This is a genomic window from Aeromicrobium sp. 50.2.37 (assembly GCF_024655735.1).
Taxonomy (GTDB): Bacteria; Actinomycetota; Actinomycetes; order Propionibacteriales; family Nocardioidaceae; genus Aeromicrobium.
The window spans coordinates 42,817-60,787 of record NZ_JANLGG010000021.1 but is presented as its reverse complement, the minus strand read 5'-3'; the positions used below and the strand labels follow the sequence as shown (position 1 = coordinate 60,787).

16 protein-coding genes are annotated in these 17,971 nt (G+C 70.4%); 7 read left to right on the top strand and 9 right to left on the bottom strand.

Annotation, left to right across the window (positions count from 1 at the left end; translation table 11 throughout):
* Window positions 1-20: 20 nt before the first annotated feature.
* From NUV38_RS12360 to NUV38_RS12340, 5 genes are read right to left on the bottom strand one after another with little or no spacing between them, the layout of a single operon-like run.
* On the bottom strand, window positions 21-1,082 hold the full coding sequence (locus NUV38_RS12360; protein ID WP_257729408.1) for a phosphotransferase family protein: 1,062 nt from the start codon (window positions 1,080-1,082) through the stop codon (window positions 21-23).
* Window positions 1,079-2,374 (bottom strand): TRAP transporter large permease, encoded by a 1,296-nt coding sequence (locus NUV38_RS12355; protein WP_257729407.1) that lies wholly within the window; start codon window positions 2,372-2,374, stop codon window positions 1,079-1,081. Before NUV38_RS12355 ends, NUV38_RS12360 begins: the two co-directional genes overlap by 4 nt.
* The gene (locus tag NUV38_RS12350; RefSeq protein WP_257729406.1) at window positions 2,374-2,952 is read right to left on the bottom strand and encodes a TRAP transporter small permease; all 579 of its coding nucleotides are present in this window, start codon (window positions 2,950-2,952) and stop codon (window positions 2,374-2,376) included. Before NUV38_RS12350 ends, NUV38_RS12355 begins: the two co-directional genes overlap by 1 nt.
* A 4-nt stretch (window positions 2,953-2,956) precedes the next feature.
* Complete coding sequence (locus NUV38_RS12345; protein WP_257729405.1) at window positions 2,957-3,961, bottom strand: TRAP transporter substrate-binding protein; 1,005 nt, start codon at window positions 3,959-3,961, stop codon at window positions 2,957-2,959.
* 9 nt (window positions 3,962-3,970) lie between these two features.
* Window positions 3,971-5,539 carry a class I adenylate-forming enzyme family protein gene (locus NUV38_RS12340; RefSeq protein ID WP_257729404.1) on the bottom strand — a complete coding sequence of 523 codons (1,569 nt, stop codon included), beginning with the start codon at window positions 5,537-5,539 and terminating at the stop codon, window positions 3,971-3,973.
* A gap of 262 nt (window positions 5,540-5,801) precedes the next feature.
* Between NUV38_RS12340 and NUV38_RS12335 the strand changes: the two genes are divergently transcribed.
* The 4 genes from NUV38_RS12335 to NUV38_RS12320 are packed head-to-tail and all read left to right on the top strand — an operon-like array spanning window position 5,802 to window position 10,444.
* The gene (locus tag NUV38_RS12335; protein WP_257729403.1) at window positions 5,802-7,616 is read left to right on the top strand and encodes a thiamine pyrophosphate-binding protein; all 1,815 of its coding nucleotides are present in this window, start codon (window positions 5,802-5,804) and stop codon (window positions 7,614-7,616) included.
* A gap of 7 nt (window positions 7,617-7,623) precedes the next feature.
* Window positions 7,624-8,376 (top strand): (Fe-S)-binding protein, encoded by a 753-nt coding sequence (locus NUV38_RS12330; protein WP_257729402.1) that lies wholly within the window; start codon window positions 7,624-7,626, stop codon window positions 8,374-8,376.
* Entirely contained in the window at window positions 8,373-9,827 is a 1,455-nt protein-coding gene (locus NUV38_RS12325; RefSeq protein ID WP_257729401.1) for a LutB/LldF family L-lactate oxidation iron-sulfur protein, read from the top strand. Before NUV38_RS12330 ends, NUV38_RS12325 begins: the two co-directional genes overlap by 4 nt.
* Window positions 9,824-10,444, top strand: coding sequence for an LUD domain-containing protein (locus tag NUV38_RS12320; RefSeq protein WP_257729400.1), 621 nt, complete (start codon window positions 9,824-9,826; stop codon window positions 10,442-10,444). Before NUV38_RS12325 ends, NUV38_RS12320 begins: the two co-directional genes overlap by 4 nt.
* Window positions 10,445-10,451: 7 nt before the next feature.
* Here the strand turns inward: NUV38_RS12320 and NUV38_RS12315 are convergent, their stop codons facing one another.
* From NUV38_RS12315 to NUV38_RS12300, 4 genes are read right to left on the bottom strand one after another with little or no spacing between them, the layout of a single operon-like run.
* On the bottom strand, window positions 10,452-11,048 hold the full coding sequence (locus NUV38_RS12315; protein ID WP_257729399.1) for a PaaI family thioesterase: 597 nt from the start codon (window positions 11,046-11,048) through the stop codon (window positions 10,452-10,454).
* Window positions 11,048-12,559, bottom strand: coding sequence for a class I adenylate-forming enzyme family protein (locus tag NUV38_RS12310; RefSeq protein WP_257729398.1), 1,512 nt, complete (start codon window positions 12,557-12,559; stop codon window positions 11,048-11,050). The genes NUV38_RS12315 and NUV38_RS12310 overlap by 1 nt, the downstream gene beginning before the upstream one ends.
* Window position 12,560: 1 nt before the next feature.
* On the bottom strand, window positions 12,561-13,919 hold the full coding sequence (locus tag NUV38_RS12305) for an MFS transporter (protein WP_257729397.1): 1,359 nt from the start codon (window positions 13,917-13,919) through the stop codon (window positions 12,561-12,563).
* On the bottom strand, window positions 13,909-14,799 hold the full coding sequence (locus tag NUV38_RS12300; protein WP_257729396.1) for a TetR family transcriptional regulator: 891 nt from the start codon (window positions 14,797-14,799) through the stop codon (window positions 13,909-13,911). The genes NUV38_RS12305 and NUV38_RS12300 overlap by 11 nt, the downstream gene beginning before the upstream one ends.
* Before the next feature lie 227 nt (window positions 14,800-15,026).
* Here NUV38_RS12300 and NUV38_RS12295 point away from each other — a divergent pair, with 227 nt between their 5' ends.
* The 3 genes from NUV38_RS12295 to NUV38_RS12285 are packed head-to-tail and all read left to right on the top strand — an operon-like array spanning window position 15,027 to window position 17,965.
* A complete protein-coding gene (locus NUV38_RS12295; protein ID WP_257729395.1) occupies window positions 15,027-15,626 on the top strand; it encodes a TRAP transporter small permease in 600 nt (199 codons plus the stop codon).
* Entirely contained in the window at window positions 15,623-16,906 is a 1,284-nt protein-coding gene (locus NUV38_RS12290) for a TRAP transporter large permease (RefSeq protein WP_257729394.1), read from the top strand. Before NUV38_RS12295 ends, NUV38_RS12290 begins: the two co-directional genes overlap by 4 nt.
* A gap of 30 nt (window positions 16,907-16,936) precedes the next feature.
* Window positions 16,937-17,965 (top strand): TRAP transporter substrate-binding protein, encoded by a 1,029-nt coding sequence (locus NUV38_RS12285; protein WP_257729393.1) that lies wholly within the window; start codon window positions 16,937-16,939, stop codon window positions 17,963-17,965.
* Window positions 17,966-17,971 lie beyond the last annotated feature (6 nt).

Sequence of the window (17,971 nt, the reverse complement as noted above, 5' to 3'; positions counted from 1 at the left end):
CTCGTTCGAGCGGCCCACAGTCATCCTCCAGCCGTCGCCGGCGTCTGCGCTCCGCTCCAGCTCTCCAGGGCGAGCAGCCCGTCCTCGGCTCGTCCCGGCACCTCCCCGGCGACGTCCCCGAACTCCTGTCCCGCCATGGCACCTGCCGCCACACGTGCCGCGATGCCCTGCGCGATGACGGCGAACTTGAAGTTGGCGAACGCCTCGTAGTAGCCGAGCACCTCCGGATCGATCCCTGTGGCCGCTGCGTAGCGGCGTGCCAGGTACTCGCGGTCGGGGAAACCGGGGGCCTGCGTCAGCGACGGCACGAGCGACGACGTCCGGTCGTCGGGCCCGAACCAGAAGAACAGCAGCATCCCCAGATCGGTCAGAGGGTCGCCGACGGTCGACATCTCCCAGTCGAGCACGGCCGCCACCCGGCCGGGAGCCTCAGGGACCAGCACGCAGTTGTCGAGGCGGAAGTCGCCGTGCAGGAGGGCCGGCGGTGGACTGACCGGCACGCGTCGCACCAGGGCGGCGCCCAGGGCCTCCAGCTCAGGTGACGGCCGGTCGCTGCTCGACCGGGCCGACTGGTCGCGCCAGCGACGAACCTGCCGCTCCAGGAAACCGTCGGGTCGCCCGAAGTCCGCCAGCCCGACGGTGGCGACATCGACCGCGTGCAACGCAGCCAGCGTGTCGACGAGTCCGTCCGCGAGCGCCTGCTTCTCGTCGACCGTCGACGCGAAGCCGGCGGGCAGCTCGTCCCGCACGATGTGACCCTCGACCTTCTCCATTACGTAGAAGGGCACGCCCAGCAGCTCGGCGCCCTCCTCGAGGTGCACGATCCGCGGCACGGGCACGGCGGAGCCGTGAAGGGCGCGCTGCACCCGCACCTCGCGCGTCATGTCGTGCGCGCTCGGGAGCAGGGCCCCTGTCGGCGGACGGCGCAGGATCAACGCCCCTGACGCCGAGGTCAGCTCGAACGTCAGGTTGGACTTTCCCCCCGCCACGAGGCGAGCCTCGAGGTCGAGCCAGGCGTCGTCGTCCGTCGACGACGCCAGGACGCGTCCCAGCCGCGCGGGCCGCACGAGGTCGCCGCTCATCCGAGGGTCCTCGGGATCCACGTGCTGAAGTCCGGCCACAGGGTCGTGACGGCCAGCACGCCGAGCGCGGCTCCGTAGAAGGGCAGGAGTGGCCTGATGACTTGGTCGAGGCGTACCCCGGCGAGGCGACAGGACAGGAAGAGGTTGCCGGCGAAGGGTGGGGTGATCATCCCGATCTCCAGGTTGAGCAGCATGATGGCGGCGAAGTGCAGCGGGTCCACACCGACGGCCGCGGCGATGGTGGCGAAGATCGGCGTGAGCACGAGGATGCTCGTGTTCGTCTCGAGGAACATCCCGACGAGCAGGAGCAGGATGTTCGTGAGGAGCAGGAAGACGAGCGGGCTCTCGATGTTGGAGACGACCAGGTCGCTCAGCGCCTGCGGGACCTGCAGCGTCGTGATCATTCGGCCGGCGATGCTCGCGAACGCGATCAGCACCGACAGGATCGCGCTGACGAGCGCGGCACTGCGGAAGACGCCCCAGAGCCCGTTCACCTTGATGCCTCGGTAGACGAAGACCGAGACGATCAGGCCGTACAGCGCCGTGACGCCGGCGGCCTCGGTCGGCGTGAATAGGCCGCCGTAGATGCCACCGAAGATCAGCACCGGCATGAGCATCGCCGGAAGGACGTGCCAGCCCGACCGGCCGATCCCCTTCAGGTACTCCCCCGTCGGGGGACGGACCGACTTGTCCTGCGTTCCTCGGCTGTACAGGTAGTTGATGATGATGAACACGACGATCAGTGCGATGGCCGGCCCGACCGTCGCGAGCCACACGTCGGCGATCGAGAGACCGGCGGTGACGGCGTAGAGGATGCCCGGCACACTCGGAGGGATGAGGATGCCGATGAAACCTGCGGACCCGATGAGCGCCGCCGTGTAGCGGCGTTCGTACCCGGCCTTGTCCATCTCGGGGACCATGAATCCGCCTACCGCCGCGATCGTGGCGATCGAGGATCCCGTGACGGTGCCGAAAAGGCCGGACGCGATGACGGCGATGGCTCCCATGCTGCCGCGGACGTGCCCGACGATCGAGCGGGCGAATCCCACGATCGCCGCGGACACCCCGCCGCGTGCCATGAGGGTGCCGGCAAGCACGAAGCCCGGGATCGCGAGGAACGGGAAGGAGTCGAGGGCGCTGACCGCGACCTGGGGCGCGTCGCGGACGTCCGCGCCGGCGAGCAGCAGGACCGTGATCGCGGCCCCGCCGATGCCGATGCCGATCGGCACCTTCAGCGCGAGCGCGACGAACAAGATGAGGATGAAGGCGACGATGCCGACGATGGGATCCATCACGACATCTCCGCCGGGAGGTTCTTCGTCAGCAGCTCGTCGGCGAGCGGCTCGTTGAGCGAGACAGCCACGTAGTGGAACGCGCCTGTGATGGAGGTGACGAGCACCGACGCGGAGACCCACCACAGCGGGATCCCCATGACGACCGAGCGGGTGTCCACGTCACGCTGGAAGCCGATCTGCTCCCAGCCGAGCACGGCCAGGTAGGTCAGGAAGCATGCGCCGACGAACGCACCCAGCCGCTGCGCAGCCAGCACGACCGACTCGGCCCGCGCGGGCCCGGCCCAACGCTCCGCCATCGGTGTGAGCACGTCCACCCGGATCTCCTCCTTGTAGTGGACCGAGGCCGCGGCGCCGAGGAACGAGCACCAGATGTAGAGGTAGCGGCTGGCCTCGCCCGGCCAGGACAGTCCGAGGTCGAGCCCGATGCGGGCGGCGGCCTGCAGCAGGATGGTCAGGACCACGGCCATGAGACCGAGCGTGGCCAGGGCCAGCTCGGCCCGGGCCAGGCCCGCGCTGAGTCCCCAGAGGACTCGGCGCGGGCCGCCCGTGCGCGGGGTGCTGGCGAAGAAGCTCACGAGGTCACTCGGAGCCGAGCGATGCGTCGATCTGGTCCAGGATCTCGGCGTCGAACTCGTCCTCGTACTCGGCCCAGACCTTCTGCGCCTCCGCGCGGAGCGTCGCCACGGAGGCGGCGTCGAGCTCGTCGAACGTGACTCCGGCGTCCTCGAGCTTGGCCCGGTTCGTCTCGACGTCCTTGATGTTCTGCTCGATCTCGAACGCGGCGGCGTCCTCGGCGGCCTTCTGCACGACGGCCTGGTCCTCCGAGGAGATGGAGTCCCAGATCTTGGCGTTGATGACGTAGCCCACCGCGCTGTAGGAGTGGTTGGTGACGGTCATGTGCTTCTGCACGTCCCCGAAGCCGAAGCTCGCCGTCAGGTTGATCCCGTTCTCCTGACCGTCGACCAGGCCCTGCTGCAGAGCGGTGAGCACCTCGGTGATGGGCAGTGGCGTGACCTTGGCACCCAGCGCCTCGAAGAAGTCGACCAGCACCGGGACGGGGGTGACCCGGAGGTTCAGGCCCTTGATGTCGTCAGCGCCGGTGACGGGGCGCTTGCTGTTGCTGAGCGCGCGGAAGCTGTTGTCGCCCCAGGCGAGCACCTTGATGTCCTTCTTCGCGAGCTGCTCCGTGTTGTACTCCCCGATGAAGCCGCCGTAGTAGTGCTCCTTCACCTCGTCCATGTCCCGGAAGAGGTAGGGCAGGCCGGCGACGGAGATCTTGGGCTCGACGGCACTGAGGCCGAAGTCGGAGATGATCCCCGCCTCGAGCGTGCCGCGCTGCACGGCCTCCGACATCGTCGCCTCGTCACCGACGACGCCGTTGAGCTGCAGGACGACCTTGACGCGACCGGCCGTGCCCTCCTCGACGTCCTTCTTGAACTGCTCGGCGGACGGGGTCATGGCGTTGGTGGGCGCAGCAGCGGAGCCGAGCGACAGCTCCACGCTGTCACCGTCCTGCGCACCCCCTCCGCAGGCGGCGAGCGTGAGGGCCGAGGCGATGACGAGGACGAAGATGCGTCGTTTCACGGGTCTTCCTTACTGTTGGGGGGGAACTGCTGGGGACTGGTCACGTACGACGCGGCGCAAGATCTTGCCCGTCGGATTCTTGGGAAGCTCGTCGACGAACTCGACGACCCTCGGGATCTTGTAGGCGGCGAGCTCGCGGCGGCAGTGCGCCTGGATCTCCTCGACGGTCGTCTCGCGACCGGGCCGCAGCGAGACGACCGCCCGGACGATCTCCCCCCAGCGCTCGTCAGGGTGGCCGACGACGGCGGACTCGGCCACCGCGTCGTGCGTGAGCAGGACCCCTTCGACCTCGGAGGGGTACACGTTCTCGCCACCGGAGATGATGAGGTCGTTCTTTCGGTCGGCCAGGAACAGGTAGCCGTCCTCGTCCACGCGGCCCATGTCGCCGACCGAGCACCAGCCGGACTTCTCCAACGTCGAGGCCGTGGCCGCCGGGTTGCGCCAGTACTCCGAGAGCAAGATCGTCTCGCCGCGGATCCACACCTCGCCGACCTGGCCGGCGGGCAGCACCCGACCGAGCGGGCCGCGGATCTCGACCTCTGCCCCGACGACGGGACGTCCGACGGACGCCTTCTTCTCCGGGGGGTCCTCGGTGCGGAGCGAGGAGACGATACCGGTCTCGGTGGCCCCGTATCCCTCACCGACCTCGCAGCCGAGCAGCTCCTCTACCGATCGCTTCAGGTTCACCGAGATGGGAGCGCTGCCGCAGAGGAAGTGACGCAGGTGCGACAGGTCGCGTCCGGCGACGGCGTCGGGGCCGAGGTCGACGAGCAGCTTGAGCATCGTCGGCACGACGGACGTGTGGGTGATGCGCTCGCTCTCGAGGAGCGCCAGGACTCGGCTCGCGTCGAAGCTGAGGTCCGGGCTGATGACGTTCGTAGCGCCGGCCATTGCACACGTGACGCCGAACCACGTGCTGTTGGAGTGGAACATCGGCATCAGGGTCAGGAAGCGGTCGTTGCGCTCGCTCGGGGCCCGGTACTCGAGCATGAGCGACAGGCTGTTGCGCACCAGGCTGCGGTGCGGCACGACGGCACCCTTCGGTCGCCCCGTGGTGCCCGAGGTGTAGCCGATGAAGAACGGGGACTCCGGGTCGACCGTGCGCGCGTCGATCGGCGACCCGGACCCGGCCGCGAGCCAGTCGTCGTAGGTGTCGGCCCACTCGGGCGTCTCCTCCGGCGTGCCGAGGACCACGAAGCGCACGTCCAGCTCGGGGTCGCGCTCGCGCGCGGCGGCGGCGACCGGCAGGAGGGCGGGCTCGACGAGCAGCAGGCGCGGCTCCGCGTCGTGCAGCACGTGTGAGAGCTCGCGCTCGACCGACCGGAAGTTCACCGGCACCGCGACGACGCCAACCCGGGCCACGCCGAACCACAGGTCGACGACCTCGCCCCGGTTGCGCAGCAGGAATGCGCACCGGTCGCCCTTGTCGAGCCCTGACATGAGCAGGGCCCGTGCGACGGCGGCAGCCCGATCGACGAGCTCCAGGTAGGTGACCGCGCGGGCACCGTGGACCCACGCCTGGCCCTCGGGGTTCTTGGTGGCCGACTGGTCGAGGTGGTCCGACAGCGTCAGGAGCACGACCCACTTCCTTCCTCAGACACTTCAGGCAGTCTCGAACAAACGGAACGATCGTTCGGCGTCGCTACAGAGTGCCCCGCGCGTCGTGGTGATGTCAATCACTTTCCCTTAGAGGATCCCCTGTGTATGGTGCCGAGTAGGAGGCGCCACGCGGTGGCGACCGATTCAACATTCGCTCGCGAGTGTTCAAAAAACCTGAACAAAGCGAGCGCCGTGTTCACCGCCCTGCGAGGTGCGGGGCGGCTGACGAAGGGACTGCACGATGAAGAGGTACTGGCCGGCCGAGCTCGCCGCGCAGGCACTCCGGCGCGAGGACGTGACCGCGATGTTCGGCCTTCTCGGTGGACATATCAACCCGATCCAGGACTTCGCGTACCGCACCGGCATCGAGATCTTCCAGGTCCGCCACGAACAGGCCGCTGTCCACGCCGCCGACGGCTACGCACGCGTCACCGGACGCCCCGGCGTGGCCTTCGCCACCGCCGGTCCCGGCATGACGAACACCGTGACCGCCATGCACATGGCGTACGGGGCTCACAGCCCCGTCGTCCTCCTGCTCGGTGGGCACAAGCTCCGCGAGGAGGGCCGTGACACCGCCCAGGAGGCCGACGCGCAGTCCGTCCTCGCCTCGGTCACCAAGTCCTTCCGCCGCGTCACGATGCCCGAACAGGCGGACCTGTTCATCAAGCAGGCGTTCCGAGAGGCCATGACCTACCCCTACGGGCCGGTCGCGATCGAGTTCCCCGTCGACACCTTCAACTTCGAACCCATCGCCGCCACGGACCAGCTCGGCTACGTCGACCGCGGCGCACCCGTGGGTCGCCCCCCGCGCTCGGCCGGGGACGCGGAGGGCGTCGCGAAGGCGTTCCGCATCTTGAGCGAGGCCGAGCGGCCGGTGGTCATCGGCGGTGACGGCGTGCACTGGGATGGGGCCGCGGAGGAGCTGCAGAGGTTCGTCGAGCGGTTCGCCGTGCCCACCAACCTGCGACGCCACGCCCGCGGCGCGATTCCCGAGAGCCACCCGCTCGCGGTGCCGTCGGCCGTGCGCAAGGGCGTGCTCGCCGACGCCGACGCGGTCATGCTGCTGGGGCTGCACCTGAACTACTTCGAGGGCTTCGGCGACTGGAAGTCCGACGCCCGGTTCATCCAGGTGAGCCGACACCCCAGCGACGTCGGCGTGAACCTGCCGACCGACGTCGAGATCACGGGCGACGTGCGCTCGGTGCTCGGCCAGCTCAACGCGCTCGCGCAGGACCTCCCCGCCCGCGGGTCCACGCCGTGGTCGACGGAGGTCGGGGCGCGGACGGCGGCGTGGCGCGAGCAACGTGACGCCGAGACCGAGAAGCACCGAGACCCGGAGCGGCGCATCCACCCGACGGTGTTCTCCGAGGAGCTGTGCGCGGCCCTTCCGCAGGGCATGCCCGTGGTCCTGGACTCCTTCACCGCGTCCGGCTACGTCGTCCAGCACATCGACCCCGTCCAGACCGGGCAGGTCATGGACGCCGGCCTATCCGCAGCCTTCGGCCACGGTGTCGGCATGGCCATCGGCGCATCGGTGGGGCGGGGGTACACCCCCGTCGTCTCCGTCCTGGGCGATGGTGGTGCAGGTCTCGGCGGCGGCGACATCGAGACCGCCGTGCGCTACGGCGTGCCGGCCGTGTTCATCGTGTACAACAACAGCGCCCTCTGCGGCGGGCTCGAGAAGTACGCCTACGGCGAGGACTACGCCGTGCTCGGACCGAACGCCCGTGGCGGCTTCGACGTCACCCGCGACATGCCCTACGAGAAGATGTGGGAGCTCATCGGCTGCCACGCCGAGCTCGTGACGGCCCCGGGCGAGCTGCCCGCGGCCCTCGAGCGGGCCCTCGCGTCGGGGCGGACCGCGGTCGTCAACGTCCTCTCCGACCGCGACGCGACGCCTGGCCTGTACGAGACGCACCACGCCCGGGACATGTTCTGGCACCTCCCGGCCGACGAGGTGCAGGCGCCGGCGCGCAGCCGTCACCACGAACAGCTCTACGAGCGCTTCCACGACGGGCGCAAGCTCGCCGAGGACCTCCTGGGCGGCGAGGGGTGAGGGTCCCGTGCGCATCGCGCTGCTGACGACCTGCCTGGCGGACGCGATGCACCCGCGCGTGCCCGAGGCGGTGCAGACCCTCCTGCGTCGCCTCGGGCACGACGTCGTGGTGCCCCCCGGGCAGACGTGCTGCGGGCAGATGCACCTCAACACCGGCTACGCCCGCCAGGCCGTGCCCGTCGTTCGTCACCACGTCGAGACCTTCGAGTCCGCGAGCTACGACGTCGCCGTCGTCCCGTCCGGATCCTGCGTCGGCTCGATCCGGCACCAGCACGGCAGCGCGCTCCGCCGCCTCGGCCACGAGGGCCTCGCCGACCGGGCGGACGCGGTCGCCGGCCGGACGTTCGAGCTGTCCGAGCTGCTCGTCGACGTGCTCGGCCTCGACGACGTCGGCGCCTGGTTTCCCCATCGCGTCACGTACCACCCCACCTGCCACTCCCTGCGGATGATCCGCGTCGGGGACAAGCCGACCACCCTGCTGCGCGCGGTCGACGACCTCGAGCTCGTCGAGCTCCCCGGCCAGGACCAGTGCTGCGGCTTCGGTGGCACCTTCGCGCTGAAGAACTCCGGCACCTCCACGGCGATGCTCGAGGACAAGGTCGCGGCCGTCTCCTCGACGCGCAGCGTCGTCTGCACCGCCGGTGACTCCTCCTGCCTGATGCAGATCGGCGGAGGACTCTCTCGGGCCGGCGACCCCACGCGCACGGTCCACCTCGCCGAGATCCTGGCGAGCACGCGCGAGCGGCCGTGGTCACCGTGAGTGCCGTCTTCCTCGGCCTGCCCGGCGGCCTCGGCAACATCTCCGCCGAGCGCGCCTTCCCCGCGGCGGCGGAGGACGCCCTGGCCGACAGCCAGCTGCGCGCGAACCTCGCGCACGCCACCGGGACCATCCGCGAGCGGAGGCTTGCCGCCGTCGCCGAGGTCGCCGACTGGGAGGATCTGAGACGCGCGGGCGAGGCCATCAAGACCGACGCCATGCGCCGCCTGCCCGAGCTGCTCCAGCAGCTGGAACGCTCCGTCGTCGCCCGAGGCGGCCATGTCCACTGGGCTCGGGACGCCGACGAGGCCAACCGGATCGTCACCGACCTCGTCCGAGCCGCCGGCGCGGACGAGGTGGTCAAGGTGAAGTCGATGGCGACGCAGGAGATCGGCCTGAACGAGCACCTCGAGACCGAGGGCATCCGGGCGGTCGAGACCGACCTGGCCGAGCTCATCGTCCAGCTCGGCGACGACAGGCCGAGCCACATCTTGGTGCCCGCGATCCACCGCAACCGACACGAGATCCGCGACATCTTCGCCGCCCGGATGCCGGGCATCCCGCACGACCTCGGCGACGACCCGCACGAGCTCGCGATGGCGGCCCGGCGGTACCTGCGCGAGAAATTCATGACCGCGCGGGTCGCGGTCAGCGGCGCGAACTTCGCCGCCGCCGACACGGGCACGCTCGCCGTGGTCGAGTCGGAGGGAAACGGGCGGATGTGCCTGACCCTCCCGCAGACGCTCATCTCGGTGATGGGCATCGAGAAGGTCCTGCCCTCGCTCACGGACCTCGAGGTCTTCCTGCAGCTGTTGCCGCGCTCGTCGACCGCCGAGCGGATGAACCCGTACACATCGCTCTGGACGGGCGTGCACCCCGGGGACGGACCGCAGGACGTGCACCTGGTGCTGCTGGACAACGGGCGCAGCCGGGTCCTGGCCGACGAGGTGGGTCGCGCCGCCCTCAACTGCATCCGCTGCAGCGCCTGCCTCAACGTGTGCCCGGTCTACGAGCGCACCGGTGGACACGCGTACGGCTCGGTCTATCCAGGACCGATCGGAGCGATCCTCTCCCCCATGCTCACGGGGATGCAGCCGGGCGACGTCACGAGCACCCTGCCGTTCGCGTCGACCCTGTGCGGCGCCTGCTACGACGCGTGCCCGGTGCGCATCGACATCCCGTCGATCCTCGTGCACCTGCGCACCGAAGCGGTGGAGAGCGGTGCCGGGGCACCGCACCGCGGGCAGGACCTCGCGATGGCAGCGGCCTCCTGGACCATGAGTGGTTCGCGGCGCTGGCAGCTCGCGCTGCGCCTCGCGTCCTGGGGCCGGTTCCTGGCCCGCGCCGGACGGTTTCGACGGCTTCCGGGCCCGCTCGCGGCATGGACGCGCTCGCGCGACCTCCCGGCGCCCGCCCACCGTCCCCGCCGCCGCGACCGAAGGACGTCCCGATGACCCCCACCGCCCGCGACGTCGTGCTTGCCCGGCTCCGCACGGCGCTCGACGGCGCTACGCCCCTGCCGCCTCACCCGCGGACGTACGACCGGGCCGAGCTCGTCGGCGCCAGCGACGTCAACAGGTTCGCCTCCGCGGTGGAGGAGTACCGCGCGCGCGTGCACAGGACGAATCCCGAGGACGTGCGGGCCACGATCGAGTCCCTCGTGGGTGGCCGGGCGCACGTCGTGCCCCACGACCTGCCGACCGACTGGCTGCCGGTCGGACACGTGGTCGATCCTCCGCTCGCGCCGCTCGCGCCGCTCGAGCTCGACGCGCTGGAGGCCGTCGTGACCGGCGCACTGCTCGGGATCGCCGCCACCGGCACGATCGTGCTGGACGCCGGGCCGGGTCAGGGTCGCCGGGCCCTGACCCTCGTGCCGGACCACCACGTCTGCGTCCTCACCGAGGAGCAGGTCGTCGACACCGTGCCCCAGGCCGTGGCCCGGCTGGACCCGGGACGCCCGATCACCTTCGTGAGCGGGCCCAGCGCCACCAGCGACATCGAGCTGCAGCGCGTCGAGGGCGTCCACGGTCCACGCCGACTGGACGTCGTCCTGGTCGGGCGACGCCGTTGAGGGTCGGTCAGCCGGCCGCCCCCGGTGCGCGGTGGACGCAGAGCGCCTCGACCTCGGCGAGGACCATCCCGTCGGTGGTGACCTCTCCGCGGACGAACCGCTTGCGTCCCTCGACGCGCTCGAGACGCAGCGTGTAGTCGAGCCATTCATCGACCGGCGTCAGCCGCCGGTAGTCGACGTGCAGGTAGGCCGTCCGCGCGAAGATGCCCTCCGGCGCGTTGGCCAGCCGACCCACCATGTCGTCCAGGAACAGGGCCAGGGACCCGCCGTGGACCGATCCCACGCCGGCGAAGTGCGGACGGAACCTGACGTCGCCGCTCAGGACTGAGCCGTCCTCCTGCCGCACGCGGAACGGCGGCTGCAGTGAGCGGTCCCGCACACCCGTCCTGGGGTCGGCGCCGGCCGCCGCCACGGGGTCGCCGGTGCCGGTGTCGGCCACCGGGAGCGAGGAGGACATGGCTTCCACCGCGCGCTCGAGGCGCTCGGCGTGGGCCTCGAGCTCGCCGGCGTCCCCTCCGCACCAGACCAGGACGTCCTCGAGCCGGGCGCACACCGCCACGAGCCGTCCGTAGGCGGCCCGGGTCGCGGCTGTCGTCGCGGCCATCAGTTCACCGCCCGGTCCGCGCCGGCCCAGTGCGGGGCACGGATCGCCTTCTTGTCGACCTTCCCGTACGGGGTGAGCGGGAGCGACTCGACGATCGCGTAGTCCTTGGGACGCTTGTAGGCCGCGAGGTGCTGCCGGCAGTGGTCCTCGAGCTCGGCGATCTCCACCTGGCCCCGTGGGACGACCACGGCGTGCACCCGCTCGCCCCACTCGTCGTCCGGCACCCCGATCACGGCCGCCTGCGCGACGCCCGGATGGAGCGAGAGTGCCGCCTCCACCTCGATGCCGAAGACGTTCATGCCCCCGCTCACCACCATGTCGGCGAGCCGGTCGACGAGGAACAGGTACTCGTCGGCATCGAGCCGCCCGATGTCACCGGTGCGCAGCCAGTCGCCGTGGAACCGCTCCGAGAACCCCTCGGGATCACGCCAGTAGCCGACCATGACGTAGGGGCTGCGCAGGCAGACCTCGCCCACCTCTCCGGCCGGCAGCGCGGCGCCGTCCGGTCCGCGGACGGAGACCTCGCACATCGTCGAGGCGCGGCCCGCCGACGCCAGCAGCTCCGGGCGGTCCGACGCCAGGACGTGGTCGCTCTTGCGCAGCAGCGTGGCGTACTGCGGGCACTCCGTCTGGGCGTAGAGCTGCTGGAGGACCGGGCCGAGGACGTCGAGCGCCCGGCGCAGCAGCCCGGGGGACATGGGGGCAGACCCGTACTGGAAGGTCCGCATCGAGGTCGGCGCCCACCCGTCACGCTCGGCGACGTCCAGGATCCGCTTCACCATCGTCGGCACCCCGTAGGACCAGGTGACCTCGTGCTCGTCGACGAGGGCGACCCAGCGCTCGGCGTCGAACCTGGGCTCCACGCGGACGTGGGCGCCGCCAAGCAGTGCGGCCTCGGTGAACAGGCCCGCGGAGTGCGGCAGGGGCGTCGTCAGGAGCAGGTGCGAATCGGCGTCGATGCCGGCGTCCAGAAGGTGCGCCCACAGGTTGTGCAGGACGGTGTCCTGCGAGTGGACGATGCCCTTGGGGCGCCCGGTGGTGCCGCTCGAGAGGTAGATGGCAGCAGGATCGGCGAGGGTGACGTCGACGGGTCCGGGCAGCACGTCGCCCGCCCCGACGTCGGCCACCCAGCCGGGCGCCAGCTCGACCACCGCCGTGCCGGCGGGGACGTCGCTGCAGCGCTCTCGTCCCTCGGCGTCCACCACGACGACGACCGGCTCGACGAAGGCCAGGGCACGCCCCACCTCAGCCGGAGCCATCATCATGTTCAGAGGCGTCTTGACGGCGCCTCTGGCCATGATGGCGAGGTCGGCCGCCACGAAGCCCGGCCCGTTGCCGAGCAGGAGGGCGACGCGGTCACCCGCCCCCACCCCGTGGGCCGCCAGCAGGCCGGCGACGTGTCCCGCGGCGGCTCCGAGCTCTCGGTGGCTCCAGGTGAGGCCGGGCGTGCTGAGGGCGGGGCGGTCACCGCCACGAGCCAGCGACCGGCGGAAGGCGCTCCACAGATTCATGTCATGACTCCTTGGTCGGTTCGATGTCGGTCTGTACCGAGCGGGCCCGGACGACGAGCACGACGCACGTCGCCAGGAACGGCAGCGCGGCGAGGACCAGGACCGCCGTGCCGGGCCCGAGGACGGGCCCCAGCCCGGCGATCGCAGCCCCCCCGCCTCCGCCGACGAAGAACACCAACGTGGCGATGCCCACCGCCGAGGAGCGCACGCGCGGCTGCGTCGAGGTCGCGACGGCGGCGCCGAGGGCCGGCTGCCCGATCGCGAAGGCCAGGTTCACCGGCACCATCGCGGCGATGAGCAGCACCTCCGCGTGCGAGGCGCCGATGGCGGCCATGGCCAGGCCTGCACAGGCGAGGCCCGTGGCGAGGCCGATCGCTCCCAAGGGGCCCGTGCGCCGGATCGCGTGCGCCGCCACCCGGGGCGCCAGGACCCCGACGAGGGCACTGGGCACGAGCGATGCGCCGATCGCCACGGCGCTCCACCCGCGGTCCGCGAGCCCACTGGGGATCACGACGAGCAGCCCGAACCAGGCCGCCGGGACCGTCGAGGCGGCCAGCGCGGGCCAGACGAACTCGCCGGTGCGCACCACGGCGAGCGGGACGAAGCCGTCGGGGCGACGCGACGTCCAGATCACGAGCAGCGGCGCGGCGAGGAGCATCGCGCCCACGGCAGCCCTGAGCAGGGCACCGGAGTCCGCGTCGAGCACGGTCTGCAGCACGACGACCACGGCGCCCGCCACGATCATCACGAGCGCGGCCCCCACGACGTCGATGCGCACGGGCGACCCGGTCGTGGGGAGTCCCGGCCAGAGCACGAGGAGGACCAGCGGCGCGAGGGCCGGCAAGCACATGACGAGCCGCCAGCCGCCGACGATCTCCAGCAGTCCCCCGAGCAGTGGACCGGTCGCACCCACGAGGATGGCCGTGCCGCTGAGCCGGGTGAGCCCCCGGGTCAGCACCTCCCCCTCGAACCGTGCGGTGACGAGTGCAACGACCAGGACCGGGACCGCCGCAGCCCCGACACCCTGGATCGCGCGAGCGGCGATGAGCAGCGGGAAGGTCGTGGCGAAGGCCGCGAGGACGGCGCCGGTCGCCATCATCCACACGCCGATCGCGAGGGTCCGGCGGATGCCCCACCGGTCGGCCATGCGCCCGTGCACCGCGGTGCCCATCGCGAGCGTCACGGCGTAGGTGCTGATGACCCAGGAACCAGCCGCCCCTCGGACCTCGAGGGCGTCGGTGATGGACGGCACGACCACTGCGACCGCGGCGCTGCCCGTTCCGGTCAGCCCGAACAGGATGCCGGCCAAGGTCGCGACCCGCAGAGCCCCACCGAGCTCGCCGTAGCGGTCAGCGCGCATCGCGCGGGACGTGCTCGACCATCCGTAGTGCAAGCTCCACGTACTGTCGGGCGATCACCTCGGGCGGCTCCGGACCGTCCACGCGGAACCAGTAGACGAGGCCGACGCACATCAGGATGACCGCGCGTCCCGCCACCCGGGGCGTCGACGTCGCGAAGGTCGCCTCGTCGCGACCCCGCTCGACGAGGTCGAGCAGGCCCTTCTCGACCCTGATCCGCTTGTCGCGGATCCGCACGGCGGCGTCTCCCTCGAGGCTGCGCTGCTCGCTGCGTCCGAGGAAGCCCCAGTCGCGCCGGAAGGTGTGGAAGAGCGCCAGGCACTCGACGGCGTGCACGAACTGTCCCTGGAGGTCGTCGGCCTCAGCGACGGCAGCGTCGAAGCGCCACAGCAGGTCGTCCATCGTGTGATCGAGGATCCGCACCAGCATCTCCTGCTTGCTGGCGTAGTGGTGATAGATGCCGGGCACCGAGAGCTGGGCGCGGCGCGCGATGTCACGCATCGTCGAGCCGTGGTACCCGACCTCCATGAACGCCTCGAGGGCGGCCTGGAGCGGTCCGTCGAAGGGAGCGGGCTCGAAGACCCGCCAGTCCCACGCGGTGTCGTCCGGCGCGTTCGCCGCCCCTGCCTCATCGCGCTCGTCGCCTGTGAGGAGCCGGTCCACCGGCACGTCGAGAAGGGCCGCGATCTCGGTGAGACGGACGGCGCTGACGCTCGTCCGTCCGTTCTCCACGGCGCTCATCGTGGCCGGCGAGACTCCCAGCTCGGCCGCGAGCTCGCGCAGCGTCACCCCGCGGGCGTTGCGGGCCTGTCGAATCCGTCCGCCGAGTGCCACCGCCAGGTCGTCCTGGTCCCGCACCCGCCCCCGCAGCGCCTCAGACATTTCGTGCTCTTTCCTCGCTTCACGACTCTCGTCGTCGTGAAATGTTTGGTTGGGTCGAACAAAGCATACCACCGCTCGGTTTTCTGCAGCGTCATCCTTCTGACCGTTCTGCCCTCCCAATTGGCGCAATTCATCCTGCGCTTGTGATTGACATCACCACGAGAACCCTGCATATTGCAGATGTTGAACTTTGCCGAACGATCGCTCTGTCTACACCGAGGACGACCATGTCGCTACTCCACGAACGCGCGGAGGACCTGCCCCCCGCCTGTCGGGCCCCGCGGCTCGATCGCGTGCTGGCCGTGGTCAGCGGAGCCATCGCTGCGGCGTGCACGTGGCTCGTCGCCGCGATGCTCACGATCATGCTGGTGTGCGTGCTCCTGCAGGTCCTGAGCCGCTACTGGTTGCACTTCCTCGGGGGCGGACCTGAGGAGATCGCCCGGCTCTGCATGGTCGGCGCCGTCTTCCTCGCCCTGCCGGCTCTCGCGCAGTACTCCGAGAACATCCGCCTCGACGTGGCTCAAGAGCTCCTGAGCAGCGCGGCGGCACGCGAATGGCTCACCCGCCTGGCCCTCGCCGCCGAGGTCGTCTTCCTGACCGTGCTGAGCGTGCTGGCGATCGACTTCGTCCAGACCCTCTCGTTGTCCTCCCAACGCAGCCCGTCACTCGAGCTGCGTCTGTACTGGAGCCGCATGCCTGTACCGGTCGGAGCCGGCCTCGGCGCGCTCGTCAGCGCGTGCGTCCTCGTCCGGCGCTTCCTCGTGCGTGGACTCCTCCCCGCCTCGGCCCCCGCGCCCGCCTCCACGGATCGGAGCACCCTCGCATGATCGTCGCCGTCCCCCTCGTGCTGGTCGTCGTGCTGCTGCTCGTCGGCGTGGCCGTCGCGGCCGCGTTCGGGCTGGGCTCGATCGTCGGGCTCGAGATGCTCGGCCAGGACCTCGCCGCTGCGCCGGCGATCATGTTCGCCGGCGTCGACTCGTTTCCCCTGATGGCCGTCCCGTTCTTCCTTCTCGCGGGCACGCTCATGAAGGACGGCGGAATCTCCACCCGACTGGTGCGCTTCATCGGGTCGATCATCGGTCGCGTCCGCGGCAGCGCCGGGCTCACCGTCATCTATGCGAGCGCCTTCTTCGGCGCCATCTCCGGCTCCTCCGTCGCCACCGTCTCAGCCATGGGCTCGATCCTCTCCCCGGAGATGCGTCGCGACGGCTACCCGAGCCACTACATCGGCGCACTCACCGCCGTGTCGGGGACGCTGGGGATCCTGATCCCACCGAGCATCCCGATGATCGTCTTCGGCATCGCGACGGGCACGTCGATCGGGGACCTGTTCCTCGCGGGCATCAGCGCCGGCGTCCTCCTGATCATCGCGCTGACGATCATCCATCTCGTGCTCACCCGGCGGTTCCCCGACGTCCTCACCCAGGCGACGATGACCACCGAGGAGCGCGACTCGCGGCGCCTGCGGCGGACGTTCGGCCCCGCCGTCCCGGCCCTGACGCTCCCGTTCCTCATCCTGGGCGGCATCTACGGCGGCGTCTTCACGCCGACGGAGGCCGGAGCGGTGGCCTGCCTGGCAGCCATCCTGCTGGGCTTCCTCGTCTACCGCACGCTCACGGTCCCCTCCCTCTCCAAGACGATGCGCGAGGCGGCGATCACGACCGCGAGCCTGCTGATCATCCTGGCCGCTGGCACGCTCTTCTCACGCTTCCTCACCCTCTCTCGGGCCAGCACGGAGATGGCCGAGTGGGTCGCCGAGCACGCGTCCAACCCGCTCGTCTTCCTGCTCCTGGCCAACATCGTCATCGCCGCCGTCGCGCTCTTCGTGGAGGAGAACACGACGATCATCATCCTGGCGCCGCTGCTGGTCCCCATCGCTGTCGCTCTCGGGATCGATCCGGTCCACTTCGGCGCGATCATGGTCGTCAACATGGGCATCTCGCTCTCGACCCCACCCATGGCGCCCAACCTCTTCATCGCGGCCAAGGCCTGCGATGCCTCGTTCACCCAGATGACCAAGCCGACCCTGATCTTCCTCGGGTTCGGCGCCCTCCCGGTCCTGGTTCTCGTCACCCTCTTCCCCGACATGGTCCTGTTCTTCCGCTGACCACGATCCAACCCCCTCGAAGGAGTACCCATGAAGATCCGTAACGCGCGCGGTGCCGCGACCATCACGGCAACCGCCCTCGCGATGTCACTCGGCCTCGCGGCCTGCGGCGGCGGAGGTGGCGAGGGCGACTCGGTCACGATGCGCCTCGGCCACGTCTTCCCCGAGGGCTCAGAGATCGACGAGGCCGCCGACAGCTTCGCCGCTGCGGTCGAGGAGCGCACCGACGGTGCCGTCACGATCGACGTCTTCGCCGGCGGCCAGATCGGCAGCGACGAGGAGATGGCCACCGCTCTGAACAGCGGCACGCAGGAGGCCGCGATCCTGAGCCAGGGTTCCGCAGGCTTCGGCGATCCATCCCAGCTGGGCAACCTCCCGTACCTCGTCAGCAACTCCGAGCAGGCCGACGAGGTCTTCTTCGGCGACGGCTTCATCGCCGAGTGGGACAAGAAGACGCTGAAGGAGAACGGCATCATCGGCCTGGAGTTCGTCGAGAACGGCTTCCGCGCCCTGAGCAACAGCAAGCGCAAGGTCGAGTCGCCCGACGACGTCAAGGGTCTCAAGGTCCGCGCTCCCTCCACGGACATGATCATCAGCATCTTCGACACCTGGGGGGCCCAGGCCACGGCCATCCCGTTCCCCGAGCTCTACACGGCGCTCGAGCAGGGCACCGTCGACGGTCAGGAGAACGGCGTGACCCTGTTCAGGGACTCCAAGTTCGGCGAGGTCCAGAAGTACTTCACCGACACCCGCTACACCTTCGCGACCGCGGTCTTCTCCGTCTCCGAGACCACGTGGAACGGACTGAGCGAGGACCAGCAGTCGATCCTGCAGGAGGAGGCCGAGAAGGCGAGCCTCCAGCAGCGCAAGGACGTCCGGGCCAACGTGCAGGCCGCTCTCGACGAGCTCAAGGGTCAGATCGACGTCACCGTCCTGTCCGATGAGCAGCTCGAGGAGTGGAAGGCCAGCACGCAACCGGTCTACGAGCAGGCCCGCAAGACGTTCGGGTCGGACACCATCGACGACCTGCTGGCCGCCGTCGACGCCGCCCAGTCCTGAGCACGA

Excerpts from the sequence above, each read along its gene's own strand:
- NUV38_RS12285 (WP_257729393.1), top strand. The coding sequence starts at position 16,937 with ATGAAGATCCGTAACGCGCGCGGTGCCGCGACCATCACGGCAACCGCC.
- NUV38_RS12295 (WP_257729395.1), top strand. The coding sequence starts at position 15,027 with ATGTCGCTACTCCACGAACGCGCGGAGGACCTGCCCCCCGCCTGTCGG.
- NUV38_RS12320 (WP_257729400.1), top strand. The coding sequence starts at position 9,824 with ATGACCCCCACCGCCCGCGACGTCGTGCTTGCCCGGCTCCGCACGGCG.
- NUV38_RS12335 (WP_257729403.1), top strand. The coding sequence starts at position 5,802 with ATGAAGAGGTACTGGCCGGCCGAGCTCGCCGCGCAGGCACTCCGGCGC.
- NUV38_RS12310 (WP_257729398.1), bottom strand. The coding sequence starts at position 12,559 with ATGAATCTGTGGAGCGCCTTCCGCCGGTCGCTGGCTCGTGGCGGTGAC.
- NUV38_RS12315 (WP_257729399.1), bottom strand. The coding sequence starts at position 11,048 with ATGGCCGCGACGACAGCCGCGACCCGGGCCGCCTACGGACGGCTCGTG.
- NUV38_RS12290 (WP_257729394.1), top strand. The coding sequence starts at position 15,623 with ATGATCGTCGCCGTCCCCCTCGTGCTGGTCGTCGTGCTGCTGCTCGTC.
- NUV38_RS12305 (WP_257729397.1), bottom strand. The coding sequence starts at position 13,919 with ATGCGCGCTGACCGCTACGGCGAGCTCGGTGGGGCTCTGCGGGTCGCG.
- NUV38_RS12360 (WP_257729408.1), bottom strand. The coding sequence starts at position 1,082 with ATGAGCGGCGACCTCGTGCGGCCCGCGCGGCTGGGACGCGTCCTGGCG.
- NUV38_RS12355 (WP_257729407.1), bottom strand. The coding sequence starts at position 2,374 with ATGGATCCCATCGTCGGCATCGTCGCCTTCATCCTCATCTTGTTCGTC.
- NUV38_RS12300 (WP_257729396.1), bottom strand. The coding sequence starts at position 14,799 with ATGTCTGAGGCGCTGCGGGGGCGGGTGCGGGACCAGGACGACCTGGCG.